Origin of the sequence: Mycobacterium hainanense (assembly GCF_041890355.1) — a bacterium.
Lineage (GTDB): Bacteria > Actinomycetota > Actinomycetes > Mycobacteriales > Mycobacteriaceae > Mycobacterium > Mycobacterium hainanense.
On record NZ_CP169059.1, the window covers coordinates 1,802,620 to 1,820,297 of the forward strand.

General features: G+C 67.5%; 13 protein-coding genes and 1 tRNA gene. 10 read left to right on the forward strand and 4 right to left on the reverse strand.

Annotation, left to right across the window (positions count from 1 at the left end):
- Positions 1-306 precede the first annotated feature (306 nt).
- On the reverse strand, positions 307-720 hold the full coding sequence (locus ACEL92_RS08600) for a hypothetical protein (protein WP_374025178.1): 414 nt from the start codon (positions 718-720) through the stop codon (positions 307-309).
- Between the two features lie 351 nt (positions 721-1,071).
- Here ACEL92_RS08600 and ACEL92_RS08605 point away from each other — a divergent pair, with 351 nt between their 5' ends.
- The 3 genes from ACEL92_RS08605 (at position 1,072) to ACEL92_RS08615 (ending at position 4,559) form a co-directional block, all read left to right on the forward strand.
- Positions 1,072-1,764 (forward strand): type 1 glutamine amidotransferase domain-containing protein, encoded by a 693-nt coding sequence (locus ACEL92_RS08605; RefSeq protein WP_374025179.1) that lies wholly within the window; start codon positions 1,072-1,074, stop codon positions 1,762-1,764.
- 147 nt (positions 1,765-1,911) lie between these two features.
- The gene (locus tag ACEL92_RS08610; protein ID WP_374025180.1) at positions 1,912-3,384 is read left to right on the forward strand and encodes a biotin carboxylase; all 1,473 of its coding nucleotides are present in this window, start codon (positions 1,912-1,914) and stop codon (positions 3,382-3,384) included.
- The gene (locus tag ACEL92_RS08615; protein WP_374025181.1) at positions 3,381-4,559 is read left to right on the forward strand and encodes a serine hydrolase domain-containing protein; all 1,179 of its coding nucleotides are present in this window, start codon (positions 3,381-3,383) and stop codon (positions 4,557-4,559) included. The genes ACEL92_RS08610 and ACEL92_RS08615 overlap by 4 nt, the downstream gene beginning before the upstream one ends.
- Positions 4,560-4,568: 9 nt before the next feature.
- On the opposite strand, the gene ACEL92_RS08620 is transcribed toward ACEL92_RS08615, so the two are convergent.
- Positions 4,569-4,874: a hypothetical protein gene (locus ACEL92_RS08620; RefSeq protein ID WP_374025182.1), complete on the reverse strand. Its 306-nt coding sequence runs from the start codon at positions 4,872-4,874 to the stop codon at positions 4,569-4,571.
- Positions 4,875-5,304: 430 nt separating this feature from the next.
- On the opposite strand from ACEL92_RS08620, the gene ACEL92_RS08625 reads away from it, so the two are divergent.
- Entirely contained in the window at positions 5,305-6,231 is a 927-nt protein-coding gene (locus ACEL92_RS08625; RefSeq protein ID WP_374025183.1) for a cyclopropane mycolic acid synthase family methyltransferase, read from the forward strand.
- Between the two features lie 157 nt (positions 6,232-6,388).
- On the opposite strand, the gene ACEL92_RS08630 is transcribed toward ACEL92_RS08625, so the two are convergent.
- Positions 6,389-6,462: transfer RNA gene (locus ACEL92_RS08630), tRNA-Arg, on the reverse strand.
- A gap of 187 nt (positions 6,463-6,649) precedes the next feature.
- Between ACEL92_RS08630 and ACEL92_RS08635 the strand changes: the two genes are divergently transcribed.
- From ACEL92_RS08635 to ACEL92_RS08655, 5 genes are all read left to right on the forward strand, one after another.
- Complete coding sequence (locus tag ACEL92_RS08635) at positions 6,650-7,897, forward strand: alpha/beta hydrolase fold domain-containing protein (protein ID WP_374025184.1); 1,248 nt, start codon at positions 6,650-6,652, stop codon at positions 7,895-7,897.
- Between the two features lie 140 nt (positions 7,898-8,037).
- Positions 8,038-9,504 carry a wax ester/triacylglycerol synthase family O-acyltransferase gene (locus ACEL92_RS08640; RefSeq protein WP_374025185.1) on the forward strand — a complete coding sequence of 489 codons (1,467 nt, stop codon included), beginning with the start codon at positions 8,038-8,040 and terminating at the stop codon, positions 9,502-9,504.
- Complete coding sequence (locus ACEL92_RS08645) at positions 9,501-11,240, forward strand: HAD-IB family hydrolase (RefSeq protein WP_374025186.1); 1,740 nt, start codon at positions 9,501-9,503, stop codon at positions 11,238-11,240. The genes ACEL92_RS08640 and ACEL92_RS08645 overlap by 4 nt, the downstream gene beginning before the upstream one ends.
- Positions 11,237-13,585: a glycerol-3-phosphate 1-O-acyltransferase gene (locus ACEL92_RS08650; protein WP_374025187.1), complete on the forward strand. Its 2,349-nt coding sequence runs from the start codon at positions 11,237-11,239 to the stop codon at positions 13,583-13,585. Before ACEL92_RS08645 ends, ACEL92_RS08650 begins: the two co-directional genes overlap by 4 nt.
- A 29-nt stretch (positions 13,586-13,614) precedes the next feature.
- Entirely contained in the window at positions 13,615-15,645 is a 2,031-nt protein-coding gene (locus ACEL92_RS08655) for a cytochrome c oxidase assembly protein (RefSeq protein ID WP_374025188.1), read from the forward strand.
- Positions 15,646-15,693: 48 nt separating this feature from the next.
- Here ACEL92_RS08655 and ACEL92_RS08660 read toward each other — a convergent pair whose 3' ends face one another.
- Positions 15,694-16,938 carry an HNH endonuclease signature motif containing protein gene (locus ACEL92_RS08660; RefSeq protein WP_374025189.1) on the reverse strand — a complete coding sequence of 415 codons (1,245 nt, stop codon included), beginning with the start codon at positions 16,936-16,938 and terminating at the stop codon, positions 15,694-15,696.
- A gap of 205 nt (positions 16,939-17,143) precedes the next feature.
- Between ACEL92_RS08660 and ACEL92_RS08665 the strand changes: the two genes are divergently transcribed.
- Positions 17,144-17,626, forward strand: a complete 483-nt coding sequence (locus tag ACEL92_RS08665) for a single-stranded DNA-binding protein (protein ID WP_374025190.1) — start codon at positions 17,144-17,146, stop codon at positions 17,624-17,626.
- Positions 17,627-17,678: the final 52 nt, after the last annotated feature.

Genomic DNA, 17,678 nt, shown 5'->3' on the forward strand with positions numbered 1-17,678 from the left:
GGGCGACGCCCGAAAGCTGCGCCGTCGGCTGTGACTCCGCGGCAGGGTTAGGGTACTGCGCGTCGCGCGCACCGACGGTAGCCGGTGTGCCCCCTGCGGCGCCCGGGTCAATTAACGAAATCGCAATGCGTCTGCCCTCGAGGAGATTTGCTAACGCTGCCCAGTCGAGTTCCAAAGAATGGTGCTGCAACGCGAATGCGTTTTCGTCGGGCGGTGAGCTTCAATCGCGGGGGCTTGATTACACGCAGATAATTAAGCGGCTCATGGCGAAACTGCCCCGGCGCTCTAATCGCCGCCGGTTTTCGGTCACCCAGCCTCGGGTCGCGCCAACTTCTTCGCCAGCTGATCGAGCGCCGCTTGGCGACGTCGCACCGCGCAGGCGCGTTGGTCCCGCAGCGTCCCCTGCATCACCGTGTCCGGCAACCTGTCGTACCGCAACCTAGTGTTCGCGTAGTGGATTGCGGCATCGATCATTTCGATGTAATGCTCCGCCTCATCGACGGCGCAAGTGCCCTCGATGCGCTGGACCTCATCCCAACACGGATACGTCGAGTACCTGGCATCGAGCCGCTGCTGCGCTACCTGAAGACCGAAGTACCGACGCCAATCTCGGCTCAGCCACCCCCGCGTCTTGACCTCGACTTTGATCCTATTCCCAAGGCCAGCTACGAACCTTGGTTCTCCAACTCGCACCACCGGTTGCCAGTCGTCCGACGTCACATCGACCACCCCTCGAATAGAGACGCCCTAAGTCATGATCCCCCTGCAGGCGTCATCTGCTCGCACGACACGCCAATTGTTATTCCCCAGTCGCCTAATTGGCAAACGCTGGGCAACAACGCGCACCCCTGAATTTGTTAAGTGTCGTTTACGCCGCCGTGTTTTCCTGCGCCGCCACCGGTGCGAGAGGCCGCCGAGAAACTTTTGAGAATCCCCTAAGCGCCGCCCCCCACGCTGATCCCGGGCCTAGGGGGCCCATGGCTTCGATCGCGGTTGGCGGTTGCACGCCGGCCATCGGATGGACGAGGCTGGGCGGAGTCGATCCGGTGCGCACTGACGAGGGGATTCCCGATGGCGAAAGTTCTGTTTGTCGTGACCGGCGCGAGTTACTGGAGCCTCAAGGACGGCACGCGGCATCCGACCGGCTATTGGGCCGAGGAATTCGCGGCTCCGTACCGCGAGCTCACTGACGCCGGTCACCAAATCGTGGTTGCCACGCCGAAAGGCGTTGTGCCGCACGTGGATGTGATGAGTCTGCGCCCATCGATGGCCGGCAGCGAAGAGATCGCCCAGGAGCTCGAGGAGATCCTGCGATCGGCTGAGGAACTGCGCTGCCCCATCGAGTTGGCCAACGCCCGTCTCGAGGACTACGACGCCGTTTACTATCCGGGCGGCCACGGCCCGATGGAGGACCTGTGGCGGGACGCGGACTCCGGTCGCTTACTGACCGCAGCGCTGGCGTCCGGCAAGCCGCTGGCCATCGTCTGCCACGCCCCGGTCGCCATGCTGGCCACTCGGCGAAACGGGGTCTCACCGTTCGCCGGCTACAAGGTCACGGCCTTCACCAACGATGAGGAGGACGCCGTCGGGCTGCGGGCGAAGGCGCCATGGACCGCCGAGGACGAGCTGGTGAAGATGGGTGTCGACTTCTCGCGCGGTGAACTCTGGAAGCCCTACACGTTGAAAGACCGCAATCTGTTCACGGGCCAAAACCCCGCCTCCGCTGGGCCTTTGGCGAAAGAGTTAATGAAGGAACTCGGCTAGTGCAGTACCGGTTCCACGGGGCGCCCCGGGCGCTCCACTTTCGCGTGGCCGTGCGCGGGTCCACACTTGGGGAATGACGGTATGTGATTGCAACACCGGCACGCCGACCACGCCCTTGCCGGAGGCGTCGGCGTCGGCGCGGGTGGCGTGATCGTGCCGGAGCCGCAGCGGCGCGGCCCGCTGAACGGCCTTTCGGACGTACGCGCGTTCTTCCACACCAACAAGGTGCCCCTGTTCTTTATCTCGCCGACCCCGTTCAACCTGCTCGGCGTTGACCGCTGGATCCGAAACTTCTTCTACCTCACCTACTTTGACTCTTTCGAGGGCACCCACTCACGCGTGTTCGTGCCCCGGCGGCGTGACCGCCGTGATTTCGACTCCATGGACGAGGTGTGCAGCCACCTGCTGTCCGACCCGGAAACTCTTGAGTTCATCGCGGGCAAAGGCCCCGGCGGCAAGTGCTGCTTTGTGATGATGAACGAGGAAATCCAGGCCCTCGCGCGGGCGGCCGGCCTCGAGGTCATGCATCCGCCGATCGAGCTGCGCCAGCGCCTGGGGTCAAAGATCGTCATGACGCGCCTGGCCAACGAGGCGGGCGTACCCAGTGTGCCGCACGCGATCGGCCGTGTCGGCTCTTACGACGAACTGCTGACGCTCGCGCAGAATGCCGGATTGGGTGACGACCTCGTCATCTCGATCGCCTACGGCGCCGCCGGCAGCGGGACGTTCTTTGTGCACGGTCAGCGCGACTGGGACGAGCATGCCGGCGAGCTGACCTCGCAGCAAGAAATCAAAGTCATGAAGCGCATCCGCAATGTCGAGGTGTGCCTCGAGGGCGCCGTGACCCGTCATGGCACCGTGGTCGGCCCCGCAATGACGAGCCTTGTCGGTTATTCGGAGCTGACTCCGAGCCGGGGCAGCTGGTGTGGCAACGACATCTGGCGCGAGGTGCTGCCGCCCGCCCAGACCCACGCCGCGCGTGCAATGGTGTCGAAGCTGGGCGACGTGATGCGCCGCGAGGGTTACCTCGGCTACTTCGAGGTGGACCTTCTGCATGACCTCGACTCCGATGAGCTCTACCTCGGCGAGGTGAACCCGCGCTTGAGCGGCGCCAGCCCGATGACGAACCTGACCACAGAGGCCTACGCCGACATTCCGCTGTTCCTCTTCCACCTGCTCGAGTACATGGATGTGGAGTACGAGCTCGACATCGACGAAATCAACTCGCGCTGGGAGCGGGGCTATGGCGAAGACGAGGTCTGGGGCCAGGTGATCATCACGGAGACGTCGCCGGATATCGAGATCTTCACCGCGACGCCACGCACCGGGGTGTGGCGCATAGACGACGACGGCCGGGTCTCCTTTTCGCGGACCGCCAACGACTGGGCCACGCTGCTCGACGGCTCTGAGGCCTTCTACCTTCGGGTCGCGGCGCCCGGCGACTTACGTTCCGAGGGTGCTCAGCTGGGCGTGCTGGTCACTCGCTCACACCTGCAGACCGACGACTATCACCTCAGCGAACGCTGCCAGCGTTGGGTGAAGGGCATGAAGGCGAAGTTCGTCTCGACGCCCCTGACGCCCGCCGCGCCGATCGTCTCTCGGCTCGTCGCGCGCGCGTGAGCGCCCCGGCCGGTATCTCCCTGGACAACTGGCTGTCGGCGCCCTATTCGCATTGGTCGTTTCAGCACGTCGAAGACTTCGTGCCGACGGCCGTGATCCCGCGCGGGTCCGGGCCGGTCGCGGCGTTGCCCGCGGCCGGCGCCCCCGTCGCGGAGATCGCCGTGGCCAGCACCGACGGGTCGGCCACCACCGTCGGCGCGGTGATGGCCGCCACGGCCACCGACGGGTGGGCCGTCGCCCACCACGGGTCACTGGTGGTCGAGCAGTACCTGCACGGCATGGCGGCCGACACCCGGCACCTGTTGTTCTCGGTGAGCAAGTCGCTGGTGGGCGCCGTCGTCGGCGCGCTGCATGAGGCCGGCGCGATCGAGCTTGGCGCGCCCGTCACGGCCTACGTTCCCGAGTTGGCGAACTGCGGTTACGCCGGCGCGACGGCACGCCACCTGCTGGACATGAGGTCGGGCATCAAGTTCTCCGAAAACTACGACGATCCGGCCGCCGAGATACACCTACTCGACCAGGCAATGGGGTGGGCGCCGAGGCGAAGCCCGGAGGCTCCGGCCACGCTGCGCGACTTCCTGCTGACCTTGCGGCGGAAGTCGGCGCACGGCGGACCGTTCGAATACCGCTCGTGCGAAACGGACGTGCTGGGCTGGATCTGCGAGGCGGCCGGCGGTCAACGCATGCCGGACCTGATGTCGGAACTCCTGTGGAGCCGCATCGGCGCCGAGCGCGACGCCACCATCGCCGTCGATTCCGCCGGCACCGGCTTTTTCGACGGCGGCGTCAACGCCTGCCTCACCGACCTGATCCGGTTCGGTTCGCTGTTCCTGCGCGACGGTGTGTCGTTGACGGGCCAACAAGTGGTGCCGGCGGCGTGGCTCGCCGACACCTTCGACGGCGGACCCGACTCGCGTGAGGCGTTCGCCGCCAGCCCCGACCACGACACCGATCTGCCCGGCGGGATGTACCGCAACCAGATGTGGTTCCCGTACCCGGGCGCCAATGTTGTGTTGTGCCTTGGCATGTGCGGCCAGATGGTCTACGTCAATCGCGCCGCGGAGGTCGTCGCCGCCAAGGTGTCCACCCAGGCCCACTCCCGCGAGCCGCACATGTTGGACACGCTGCGCGCATTCGATGCGGTGGCGAACCAACTGGCCGGAGTCGCCGGTTAGCTGGCCGCGTCAGGTGTGGATGATCCAGCCCGCTTCGGTGTAGGGCGCGGGATGCGAGGGATCGTTGACCGTGATGTACAGGTCCCCGGCCGTGGGCATCGCGAAGCCGACGAATCCATGAGTGGTCTGGCCGTCATGCAGCCCGCCCGTTTGCAGCGGGGGCATCATGTCGAGCCTCTGGAAGTCGACCGCAAGCGTCGCAGGCTCGGGCGCGTTGTCGGGCTGGGTCATCGGCTGGTTTCCGCCGCCGTATCCGGCGAACATGTATTTCCGGTCAAATGCGAAGAACCGGTGGGACGTCGCGGTGATAGTCATTTCCACCACGTTGCACCCGACACCGGACGCCGGATTCGCAAAATGAGAGGCGCACCCTGGCGCTAACCACGATGCGCTGTTGATGGTGATGTCGGCGGTCGCGCCGTCGGCGGCCCGCACATGCACGGGCACGCCCAGCTGACCGATCGGAAACGGTGGATTCTCGGGTACGGGGTCAGCCGAACTGATGGGACACGTGCATGCGGCAATCGCCACGGCGACCGCCGGTGCGGCAATGACAGATTTCGCGCGCACCCTGGACGGTTACCCGCGGCGCGGCCGCACCAAAACGCCTCCGACCAGTTGGCGGGCCGCCGAAAGTTCGACCTCGGGAGGGCAGACGCTTCTGCCTAGAATTTTGTGGGTAAGGATCACTTCGACACCGGAAAATTGGTCATCCGTATCCGCAGGGAAGTTAGGGGCGTTGTCGATGTCCGCTCAGCCGAACGCGGGAAGCGCACACCTGAAGCCGCCGGTCGAGAAGGTCCGGTCGCACTACGACAAGTCGAACGAGTTCTTCAAGCTCTGGCTCGACCCGTCGATGACCTACAGCTGCGCCTACTTCGACGAGGATCCGGACCCGCAGAATCTCACCAAGACGCTCGAAGAGGCGCAGTACGCCAAGCGCAAGCTCGCGCTGGACAAGCTGAACCTCGAGCCCGGCATGACGCTGCTCGACATCGGCTGCGGCTGGGGTTCGACGATGCGGCACGCGGTGACCGAGTACGACGTCAACGTCATCGGCCTCACACTCAGTGAGAACCAGTACGCACACGACGTCGAGAAGTTCAACGAGATCGACAGTCCCCGCCGCATGGAGGTGCGGATCCAGGGCTGGGAGGAATTTCCCGACGAACCGATTGACCGGATCGTGTCGCTGGGTGCGTTCGAGCACTTCGCCGACGGCGCGGGCGATGCCGGATACGAGCGGTACGCCGTCTTCTTCAAGAAGTTCTACGACCTGCTGCCCGACGACGGCAGGATGTTGCTGCACACGATCGTGGTGCCGACCACCGAGGAGGTCAACGCGCTCGGCTTGAAGACCACGATGACCCTGTTGAGATTCATCAGCTTCATCCTCAAGGAGATCTTCCCGGGCGGCAGGTTGCCCCAGGTTCACCAGATCGACCGGTATGCGACCGAGGCGGGCTTCAACATCGAGCGCCATCACTTCATCGGCAAGAACTACGTTCCGACGTTGACGACCTGGGCCGACGCGCTCGAGGCGCACAAGGAAGAGGCGATCGCGTTGAAGGGGCAGGAGACCTACGACATCTACATGCACTACCTGCGGGGCTGCTCGGACCTCTTCCGCGACGGCTACACCAACGTCTGTCAGTTCACGATGGTCAAGTAGCCGGCCGCTGGGTGGTCACGTCGACGGTGTCGCTCAACTCCCTCATCCAGGGTGTCAAGGATCAGGCGAAACCGGTGTAAAGGATCAACCGAAACACTGTCAGGCATCACCCGACGGTGAAATGTCCAGCATCAGCCGAAGTCATACACAGACTGAGCGCCCCCGGCACGACTCGAACGTGCGACCTAGGGATTAGAAGGCCCTTGCTCTATCCACCTGAGCTACGGAGGCAATGTGCAGGTCAGTCTATTCCAACGGCGTGTCGCGACACGACTCGCCGCCGCGGCGCGCGCGAAAAGCGTTCCGGCACCGCATATATCGGCTATGGTTGGGACCCTCGACACACGTACAACACCGGCCGGTCATCGGCCGTTTACCGCAACGGGGCGTGTGCAGAACGTCGAGGGGTGGCGTCGTTATGAGCGTGACCATGCACCTGACTTCACGGTGCTCGTGGGCTAGTAACCAGGCGGCACGCCTGGCGGCCGACGCGATGGATGCGTACCGGGCCGGCACGCTGTTGCTGCGCGGCTCACCGTTCGCGCTGGGGTGTCTCGCCGGCTGGCTATCCACGGAGTTTCCCCCGCACGTCCTGACCGGCCACGCGCTGTCGCGGGTGTCGCACCCGTCCATCGGCCGCGTCGGCGCCAGCTGGGCGGCGCAGCGGGCGGATCGGGCCCTCACCTTCGCGCTCGAGGAGTCCTTCGGCCCGGACTTCCGCGAGCAGGTACGCCACCCGGGCGCCGCCGCGCCCGTCTGCGCCCCCCGCGGCGGCGTGTTGGGCCGGCCGGGGCCGCACCGTCGGTATGCGGCGCAGACCTCGAACATCTCCTACGGTCCGGGCGGCCGCGACAACCTGCTCGACGTCTGGCGGCGCCACGACCTCGCACCGGGGCGGCGGGCGCCGGTGTTGATCCAGGTCCCCGGCGGGGCGTGGACCGTCGGCGACAAACGGGTGCAGGCCTACACGCTGATGAGCCGGATGGCCGAACTCGGCTGGATCTGTGTCTCGATCAACTACTGCAAGAGCCCGCGTTCCACGTTTCCCGCGCACCTCATCGACGTGAAGAGGGCCATCGCGTGGGTCCGCCAGAACATCGCCGACTACGGCGGCGACCCGGACTTCATCGCGATCACCGGCGGGTCGGCGGGCGGACACCTGGCCTCCCTGGCGGCGCTCACCCCGAACGACCCGGCATTTCAGCCCGGATTCGAAGACGCCGACACGACGGTCCACGCCGTCGCGCCCTACTACGGCGTCTACGACTTCACCGACTTCGACAACATGCACCCGTTGATGCTGCCGTTCCTGGAGCAGTTCGTGCTCAAGGCCCGCTACGGCGCCCAGCCCGAGCGGTTCGAGGCGGCGTCGCCGGTGTCCTACGTGCACAGCGAAGCGCCGCCGTTCTTCGTCCTGCACGGCGAGAAGGACGAATTGGTCCCCAGCGGCCAGGCCCGGGCCTTCTGCGGGGCGCTGCGCGCGGCCGGCGCCGCGACCGTCGCCCACGCCGAGCTCGCCAACGCGCACCACGCGTTCGACATCGTCTCCACGGTTCGATCGCGGCTGGCCGCCGACGCCGTCGCCGATTTCCTGGGCATCATCTATGGCCGCCGCGTCAGCTCGCTGCTGGATACGGTGCCGCTGACCGCCACGTCGGCCAGCTGAGCTGCTACCGCCTCACGGCCCCGACCGCTCCTTTCACCAGCGCGGCAACCCGACTAGCGTTGTGGTGGCAATGGGTTGGGTGGGACCTAGGCAGGAGGCTTGATCGACGGTGACGAGGTTGGCGCGTCGGGCGGATGGCGATGACTGAGTCCGAGGTCGTGAAGTTGTCCGACCAGCTGGGGCCGGTCGACTATCTGATGCATCGGGGTGAAGCGAATCCCCGGACCCGGTCGGGGATCATGGCGCTCGAGCTACTCGACACCACGCCCGACTGGGACACGTTCCTGACGCGGTTCGAAAACGCCTCCCGACGGGTGTTGCGGCTACGGCAGAAGGTGGTCGTACCGACGCTGCCGACGGCGTCACCGCGCTGGGTGGTGGACCCCGACTTCAACCTCGAATTTCATGTGCGCCGAATCCGGGTGGCCGAACCCGGCACGCTGCGCGACGTGTTCAACCTCGCCGAGGTGATCCTGCAGTCGCCGATGGACATCTCCAGGCCGCTGTGGACGGCCACCCTGGTCGAGGGTTTGGCCGACGGAAAGGCGGCGACCCTGCTGCACGTCAGCCACGCCGTTACCGACGGTGTAGGCGGGGTGCAGATGTTCGCCGAAATCTATGACCTCGAACGTGATCCGCCGGCCAAACCGACGCCCCCGCTGCCCATCCCGCAGGATCTCACGTCGAACGACCTGATGCGGCAAGGCATTAACCATCTACCCACCGCCGTTGTCGGCGGCGTCCTGAGCGCCGTGTCCGGCGCGGTCTCGGCGGCCGGACGGGCGATCCTGGAACCGGGCGCCACCGTGTCCGGGATCGTCGGTTACGCGATGTCGGGGATGCGGGTGCTCAACCGGGCGGCCGAGCCGTCGCCGCTGTTGCGCCGCCGCAGCCTGGCCACCCGCACCGAAGCGATCGACATCCCGCTGTCGGACCTGCACCGCGCCGCCAAAGCTGGTGGGGGATCGATTAACGACGCCTACCTCGCCGGGCTGTGCGGCGCCCTGCGGCGCTACCACGAGGCACTCGGCGTGCCGATCAGCACTTTGCCCATGGCGGTCCCGGTGAACCTGCGGGCCGACGCCGATACGGCCGGCGGCAACCGATTCACCGGTGTCAACCTGGCCGCGCCCGTCGGCACGGTCGATCCGGTCTCGCGGATGAAAAAGATTCGCGCGCAAATGACGCAGCGCCGCGACGAGCCGGCGATGAACATCATCGGTTCGGTCGCACCGCTGCTCAGCGTCCTGCCCACCGCCGTCCTCGAGGGCATCACCGGCTCGGTGATCGGCTCCGACGTACAGGCCAGCAACGTCCCGGTATACCCCGGCGACACCTACATCGCCGGTGCAAAGGTGTTGCGGCAGTACGGCATCGGCCCGCTGCCCGGCGTCGCGATGATGGTGGTGCTGATCTCGCGGGGCGGCTGGTGCACCATCACCGTGCGCTACGACAGGGCGTCGGTGCGTAACGAACCGCTGTTCGCCCAATGCCTGCTGGAGGGCTTCGACGAAATCCTGGCCCTGGCCGGTGATTCGGCGTCCCGTGCGGTGCCCGCCTCGTTCACCGAACCGGCGACCTCGGCACGGACGGCGTCGGGCTCATGAGCGTCGCGAAAGACCAGGGAGCCGACGGCGGAACGACCGGGGACATGAGGTTGCCGGGTTCGGTCGCCGAAATCATGGCCAGCCCACCGGGGCCCAAGATCGGGGCATTCTTCGACCTGGACGGGACGCTGGTGGCCGGGTTCACCGCCGTGATCCTCACCCAGGAGCGGCTGCTGCGCCGCGACATGGGGGTGGGCGAACTGCTCGGCATGGTCCAGGCCGGCCTGAGCCACACGCTCGGGCGCATCGAGTTCGAGGACCTCATCGGCAAAGCCGCCGCCGCGTTGGCCGGTCGCCTGCTCGACGACCTCGAGGAGATCGGCGAGCGGCTGTTCGTGCAGCGGATCGAGTCCCGGATCTACCCGGAGATGCGCGAGCTGGTGCGCGCGCACGTGGCGCGCGGGCACACCGTGGTGCTCAGCTCGTCGGCGCTGACGATCCAGGTCAACCCGGTGGCGCGGTTCCTCGGCATCACCAACATGCTCACCAACAAATTCGAGACCACCGAAGACGGCATCCTCACCGGCGGCGTGCAGAAACCGATCCTGTGGGGTCCCGGCAAAGCCGCTGCGGTGCAACGGTTTGCGGCCGAGAACGGCATCGACCTGAAGGACAGCTACTTCTACGCCGACGGGGACGAGGACGTCGCCCTGATGTATTTGGTCGGCAACCCGCGCCCGACCAACCCCGAGGGCAAGATGGCGGCGGTGGCCAAGCGCCGCGGCTGGCCGATCCTGCGGTTCAACAGCCGCGGCCCGGTGGGCCTGCGGCGCCAGCTGCGCACCCTGGCCGGATTCGGTTCGATGTTTCCGGTCGCCGCCGGTGCCGTGGGCATCGGCGTGCTGACCCGCAATCGGCGCCGCGGTGTCAACTTCTTCACCTCGACCTTCTCGCAGCTGTCGCTGGCGATCGCCGGCGTGCAGCTCAACGTCATCGGCCAGGAGAACCTGACCGCGCAGCGGCCGGCGGTGTTCATCTTCAATCACCGCAACCAGGTCGACCCGGTGATCGCCGGAGCGCTGGTGCGCGACAACTGGATCGGCGTGGGCAAGAAGGAGCTGCAGAAGGACCCGATCATGGGCACGCTCGGCAAGCTGCTCGACGGGGTGTTCATCGACCGGGACGATCCCGCCGCGGCCATGGAGACGATGCACGAGGTCGAAGACCGTGCCAGGAAGGGGCTTTCGATCGTGATCGCCCCGGAAGGCACCCGGGTCGACACCACCGAAGTCGGGCCGTTCAAGAAGGGGCCGTTCCGCCTCGCCATGGCGGCCGGGATTCCGATCGTCCCGATCGTGATCCGCAACGCGGAGCTCGTCGCCGCCAGGAACTCCACCGTCATCAACCCCGGCACGGTTGATATCGCGGTGTTCCCGCCCATCTCGGTGCAGGACTGGACCGTCGAGAACCTGCCCGAGCGCATCGCCGAGGTCCGGCAGCTGTATCTGGACACGCTGGCCAATTGGCCGATCGACGCGCTGCCCGAGGTCGACCTCTACGCAGAGAAGAAGGCCGCGGCGAAGGCGAAGACCCCGGCGAAAAAGACTGCGGCCAAAGCCGTTTCGAAGGCGCCGGCAAAGAGCGCGTCGGCAAAGAAGGCCGCCGCGAAACCGAAGCCGGCCAAGGCGAATCCTCACGAGTCCCAGGCTGTCCTCAAAGATGGTGAGGCGCAACGGCCCGCGCAGGCGGCCGCCGGTGCCGAGCCGCCGGAATCCCCGCCCGAAGGGCGGCCGTGACCGAACCGGCCGCGGATACCACCGCGGTCCTCACCGGCCAAGACTCGCTGGTATTGGCGTCCATGGCGTCGCCGGTGGAGAGGGAACTGGTGACGGCCTGGATGGCGCAACAGCGCGCCGACCGGCCCGAGGCGAGGTTCGACGTCCTGGAACTGCCGCCGCCCAACGCGCCGGCCGGTGCGCTCGCCGCGCTGATCGAGCAACTCGAGGCGGCCAACGACGACCGCGCGGTCGTGCCGGTGCGGGTGTTCTGGTTGCCGCCGCCCAATCGCGGCAGGATCGCGAAGCTGGCCGGACTGCTGCCGGGCCGGGATCCCTACCACCCCAACGAACGTCAGCAACTGCAGATCATGCGCAACGCGCCCCAGCGGGCGCGGGTGGTGGCCGGGGAACCGGCCAAGGTCTCCGAACTGCGCCAGCAGTGGCGCGAGACCACCGTCGGGGAGAACTCGTGTGACTTCGCCCGGTTCGTCATCCGCCGCGCGCTGCTGGCGCTGGAACGCGTCGAGTACCGAATCTTGGGGCCGCAGTACAAATCTCCGCGGCTGGTGAAGCCGGAGATCTTGGAGTCCAGCCGATTTCGCGCCGGGCTGAAAAAGATCCCCGGCGCCACCGTCGAGGAAGCGGGCGCGATGCTCGACGAACTCGCCACCGGCTGGAGCCGGGTGTCGGTCGACCTGGTCGGTGTCCTGGGGAGGGCGCTCAGCCGTGGATTCGACCCCGAGATCGACTACGACGAATACCAGGTCGCTGCGATGCGCGCCGCCCTGGAAACCCACCCCGCGGTGCTGCTGTTCTCGCACCGCTCCTACATCGACGGCGCCGTGGTGCCCGTGGCGATGCAGGATAACCGGCTCCCACCCGTGCACGTGTTCGCCGGAATCAACCTGGCATTCGGGGCGATGGGTCCGCTGTTGCGCCGGTCCGGCGTCATCTTCATCCGCCGCAACATCGGCGACAACCCGCTCTACAAATACGTGCTGCGCGAATACGTCGGCTACATCGTCGAAAAGCGGTTCAACCTGAGTTGGTCCATCGAGGGCACGCGCTCGCGCACCGGCAAGATGCTGCCCCCGAAACTCGGCCTGCTCTCCTACGTCGCCGACGCGTACCTGGACGGGCGCAGCGAAGACATCCTCCTGCAGCCGGTGTCCATCAGCTTCGACCAGCTGCACGAGACCGCCGAGTACGCGGCCTACGCCCGTGGTGGTGAGAAGACGCCCGAAGGCGTGGGCTGGCTCTACAACTTCATCCGCGCGCAGGGCGAGCGCAACTACGGCAAGATCTACGTCCGCTTCCCCGAAGCCGTCTCGATGCGCCAGTACCTGGGCCCGACGAACGGCCCCCTGGCCCACGACCCGGACGCCAAAAGGCTTGCGCTGCAGAAGATGTCGTTCGAGGTTGCCTGGCGGATATTGCAGGCGACGCCGGTGACGGCCACCGGTCTGGTGTGCGCGCTGCTGCTGACGACCCGCGGCGCGGCGTTGACGCTCGGTCAGCTGCACCACACCCTGCAGGATTCGCTGGACTATCTGGAACGCAAGCACACCCCGATGTCGACGAGTGCGTTGCGGCTGCGCTCGCGCGACGGGGTGCGGGCGGCGGTCGACGCCTTGTCCAACGGGCACCCGATCACCCGGGTCGACGGTGGCCGCGAGCCGGTGTGGCGCATCGCCCCGGACGAGCAGCACGCGGCCGCGTTCTACCGCAACTCGCTGATCCACGCGTTCCTCGAGACCTCGATAGTCGAGCTGGCGCTGGCGCATGCGCGGCACGTCGAGGGCGACCGCATGCAGGCCTTCTGGGATCAGGCGATGCGGCTGCGCGACCTGTTGAAGTTCGACTTCTACTTCGCGGACTCTGCGGCGTTTCGGGAAAACATCGCCGAAGAGATGGCCTGGCAAGACGATTGGGAGGCCCACGTCGCGGCGGGTGGCGATGAGATCGACGCGCTGTTGTTCGCCAAGCGGCCGCTGATGGCTGACGCGATGCTGCGGGTGTTCTTCGAGGCCTACGAGATTGTCGCCGACGTGCTGCGCGACGCGCCCGCCGACGTCGGCCAGAAGGAGTTGACGGAGTCGGCGCTGGGCGTCGGTCGCCAGTACGTGGCGCAGACGAGGGTCCGCAGCAGCGAATCCGTGTCGACGCTGTTGTTCGCCACCGCGTATCAAGTCATCGCCGACCAGGATCTGGTCGGCCCCGGCCCGGATCTCGTCGAACGTCGGAACGCGTTCCGGGAGGAACTGCGGGCCATCCTGCGGGACTCCGATTACATCGGGCGGATCGCGCGCGACCAGTTCGTCGCGCGCGAGGCCAAGGCCCGCGAGGAGCGCCTGGCTCGGTAGTCGCGGGTCCACGCCCATACCCTGGCTGTATGACGGTCGACCGGTCCGTGACCACACCCCGCGCGCTGGTGTGGCCGATGCTGGTCGGCGTCGCGGTGCTGGCGGGCTGCACGGCGGCCGGCATCGGGGCGCTGTCGCTCGCCGATGCGCTGACCGCCACCGGGCTGCCTGACCCGGGCCCGACGACCACGTTGGGGTTGCCGTTCGTCAGGGCGGCGGGGGAGATCGCCGCGGTGCTGGCCGTCGGGTCATTCCTGTTCGCGGCCTTTCTGGTGCCACCGCAACGCAGCGGCGTCCTGGACGCCGATGGGTACCGGGCGCTTCGGTTGGGGACGGTGGCGTCCGGGGTTTGGGCGGTGTGCGCGGCGCTGCTGGTGCCGCTGACCATCTCGGACGTCTCGGGTCGACCGTTGGTGGCGCTGCTCAACCCGGCGCGGATCTGGTCGGTGGCCGGGCTGGTCACCACCGCCTCCGCGTGGCGCTGGACCGCGGCGCTCGCCGCGCTGGTGATGCTCGCGAGCCTGTCGGTGCTGCGCTGGTCGTGGACGCCGCTGCTGTTCGCCGGCTCGTTGCTCACCCTGCTGCCGCTGGGACTGACCGGCCACTCATCGGCCGGCGGGTCACACGATTTGGCGACCAACAGCCTGCTTATCCACCTCGTGGCCGCGGGCGTCTGGGCCGGCGGCCTGCTCGCATTGGCGGCCTACGGGCTGCGCGGAGGGGGACACATCGCACTGGCGGCCCGCCGGTTCTCCGCGATCGCGCTGTGGTGCTGGGTCGCGATGGCGCTCAGCGGTGTGATGAACGCCGTGGTACGCGTGCCGCTCGGGGACCTGGTCACCACCGAGTACGGGCGCTTGGTGATCGCCAAGTTTGTCGCGCTGTGCGCGCTCGGGGTCATCGGCTGGCGTCAGCGGCGCATCGCGGTTGCGCGGCTGCAAGCCGACGCCACCGATCGCGGGGCGCGCCGCGCCCTGCTGACGCTGGCGCTCGCCGAGGCCGCGGTCTTCGGCCTCACCTTCGGCGTCGCCGTCGGGCTGGGTCGTACCCCGCCGCCACCGCCGCCGAGCCGGCTGCCCTCGATTCCCGAAGCGGAGATCGGCTACGACTTCAACGGCCCGCCCACCGCGGTGCGCATCCTGTTCGACTGGCGGTTCGACTTGATCTTCGGCAGCGCCGCGATTGTCGTCGCGGCGCTCTACCTGGCCGCCGTGGTGCGTCTGCGCCGCCGCGGCGACGCCTGGCCGCCGGGCCGTACGGCGTCCTGGCTGCTGGGCTGCCTGGCGTTGCTGTTCGTCACCTCCTCGGGCGTCGGTCGCTACATGCCGGCGATGTTCAGCGTCCACATGGTCGCCCACATGGGCTTGTCGATGCTGGTGCCGATCCTGCTGGTGCTCGGTGCACCGGTGAGCCTGGCCCTGCGCGCGCTGCCCGCCGCCGGCCGAGACGACCCGCCCGGCATGCGGGAATGGCTGCTGGCCGCGCTGCACAGCCGCCTATCGCGGTTCCTCACCAACCCGGTGGTCGCCACCCTGCTGTTCGTCGCCGGCTTCTACGGGCTGTATTTGTCCAACCTGTTCGACATCGCCGTCGGCAGTCACGCGGGCCATCTCGCGATGAACGTCCACTTCCTGCTCAGCGGCTACCTCTTCTACTGGATCGTCATCGGCGTCGATCCCACCCCGCGGCCCATTCCGCCGCTGGCCAAGGTGGGTGTGGTGTTCGCGTCGTTGCCGCTGCACGCGTTCTTCGGGGTGGTGCTGATGGGCACCCGCAGGGTGCTCGGCGCCGACTATTACCGCTCGCTCGGTCTGACCTGGCATACCGACCTGCTGGGTGACCAGCGGCTGGGCGGCGGCATCGCCTGGGCGGCCGGCGAACTGCCCCTGGTGATCGTGATGCTGGCGCTGCTGGTGCAGTGGGCGCGCAGCGACGACCGCACCGCCCGACGGCTGGACCGGGCAGCCGACCGCGACGACGACGCCGAGCTGGTCGCCTACAACGCGATGCTGGCGGAGCTGGCGCGCCGTGACACGCCGGGACATGCCAAGCCGCGGTGATCGGGTGCTGCAGTTGCTAGGCGCGAGCAGCTTGACGGCGCCCCGTTGCTAGTTCGTGGACGGTGGTGGTTGGGGTTGGAAGGGGTCGTACCACCACCAGTCGGCGCGTTCGCCGAGGGGTCCCGGGCACGGGGGGACGGTGGGCGGCGGTTGGGTGGGTGGGCGCGCCAGCGATCCCGCGCTCAGTGTGCGGCCGGCGCTGTCGGTGACGGTCAGGGCGTCGGCGGGCCCGGTGATGGTGATGCCGCCGGAGTGGTGCAGCCGGTGGTGATACGGGCAGACCAGCACGAGGTTGGCCAACTCGGTGGCACCGCCGTCTTCCCAGTGTCGGATGTGGTGGGCGTGCAGACCGCGGGTGGCACCACAGCCGGGCACCGCGCACGTGCGGTCGCGGTGTTCGAGTGCGCGGCGCAGGCGTCGGCTGATCAGGCGGGTGGTTCGGCCGGCGCCAATAGGCTGGCCGTCGCGGTGGAACCACACTTCACAGGTGGCATCGCAGGTCAGGTAGCGGCGTTCGGCGTCGGTCAGCAGCGGACCCAGGTGCAGCGCCGCGGTGCGTGTTTCAGCGTCGACGTGCACCACCACGGTGGTGTGCTGCCCGTGCGGCCGGCGGGCCGCCTCGGCGTCCCAGCCGGTCTCGACCAGGCGCAGGAAGGCCTCGAGGGTGCCCGGCAGCGGCGGCGCGCTGGCTGACCCACCGTCGGCGCGGTCATGTTTCCACTCGGCGATCAGCGCGTCCCGATGAGACCCTAAGGCGGCGTCGAATTTGGCGGCGTCTAAGTGGGAAAGCGCGATCCGCCAATAGGTGAAGTCCTCATCACAGGTCTTGGTGATCGAGGGGTGCGGCTGCGGCCGGGACTGGGGTTCAGGTCGCGGTTCCAACTTGACCGCGGTGCGCAGCTGATTGACCGTGGCCACCTGCGCCAACTGCGCATAGTGCGCATCAGAGCCCTCACCGGCACGTGCGGCGATGACACCGACCTGATCCAGCGACAGCCGCCCCTCCCGCATCCCTTGGGCACAGCGCGGGAACTCCTCGACCCGGCGCGCAACGGTGGCAATCGTGTGCGCGGTGGTCGACGACAAACCCAGCTTCCAGGCCACCAACGCCGCCACCGAGCGCGCGCCGGTCATGCCGCACAGCTCATCACGCTCGATCTCGGCGACCAGGTCCACGATGCGCCCATCAATCGCATTGCGCTGACCGGCCAACTCCGCCAACTCCTCAAACACCACCTCCAAACGCTCTTTGGGGCTCACCGCCACAGAGCCCGAAGATGCTGTCGAGGACATGACCCCATCATCGCAGCGCGGTACGACAAGTCTCGAACGCACGATCCGCGCTGGATCTGCCCGGCGGATTACTCCACAGTCCCGCCTCTTTCCACAGTGCCGCCAGCCGAGACCCAGTGTGGGCCCTTTTTGCGCACCGTCCGTCGGTTGCGGCGAGCTCAATGGTCACCACACCAGAGAAATGCAACCGAGAAGGGATCAGCCAATGTTTGAAACACCGCTTACGGTCGTCGGACACATCGTCACCAACCCCGAACGGCGACAGGTCGGCACGCAGGAGGTGATCAAGTTCCGCGTCGCCAGCAATTCGCGGCGGCGCACGGCCGACGGCGGCTGGGAGCCGGGCAACTCGCTGTTCATCAACGTCAACTGCTGGGGCAAGTTGGTCACCGGCGTGGGCGCCGCGCTGGGCAAGGGCGCACCTGTGATCGTGGTGGGCCACGTGTACACCAGCGAGTACGAAGATCGCGACGGCAACCGCCGCTCGTCACTGGAGATGCGTGCCACCTCCGTCGGGCCCGATGTGTCGCGCGCGATCGTGCGCATCGAGCGACCCGGGTACGCCGGCCCCACTTCCGACGATGCCACCAAGCCGCCCGCGGATGCGGCCGGCGCCGCTGGTGAGGAGGCCGATCGCGACGGCAGCGGCGAGTCCGCCGAACCGGGACCGCTGGCCATGTCGGCTTAGCTGCGGAATCGGGCCCCCCGGGTGATGCCTAGGATGGTCGCGAGAACTCTCT

Bases quoted from the DNA above. Each gene is read 5' to 3' on its own strand.
- ACEL92_RS08605 (WP_374025179.1), top strand. From the start codon at position 1,072: ATGGCGAAAGTTCTGTTTGTCGTGACCGGCGCGAGTTACTGGAGCCTC.
- ACEL92_RS08620 (WP_374025182.1), bottom strand. From the start codon at position 4,874: ATGACTATCACCGCGACGTCCCACCGGTTCTTCGCATTTGACCGGAAA.
- ACEL92_RS08625 (WP_374025183.1), top strand. From the start codon at position 5,305: ATGTCCGCTCAGCCGAACGCGGGAAGCGCACACCTGAAGCCGCCGGTC.
- ACEL92_RS08635 (WP_374025184.1), top strand. From the start codon at position 6,650: ATGAGCGTGACCATGCACCTGACTTCACGGTGCTCGTGGGCTAGTAAC.
- ACEL92_RS08640 (WP_374025185.1), top strand. From the start codon at position 8,038: ATGACTGAGTCCGAGGTCGTGAAGTTGTCCGACCAGCTGGGGCCGGTC.
- ACEL92_RS08645 (WP_374025186.1), top strand. From the start codon at position 9,501: ATGAGCGTCGCGAAAGACCAGGGAGCCGACGGCGGAACGACCGGGGAC.
- ACEL92_RS08655 (WP_374025188.1), top strand. From the start codon at position 13,615: ATGACGGTCGACCGGTCCGTGACCACACCCCGCGCGCTGGTGTGGCCG.
- ACEL92_RS08660 (WP_374025189.1), bottom strand. From the start codon at position 16,938: ATGTCCTCGACAGCATCTTCGGGCTCTGTGGCGGTGAGCCCCAAAGAG.
- ACEL92_RS08665 (WP_374025190.1), top strand. From the start codon at position 17,144: ATGTTTGAAACACCGCTTACGGTCGTCGGACACATCGTCACCAACCCC.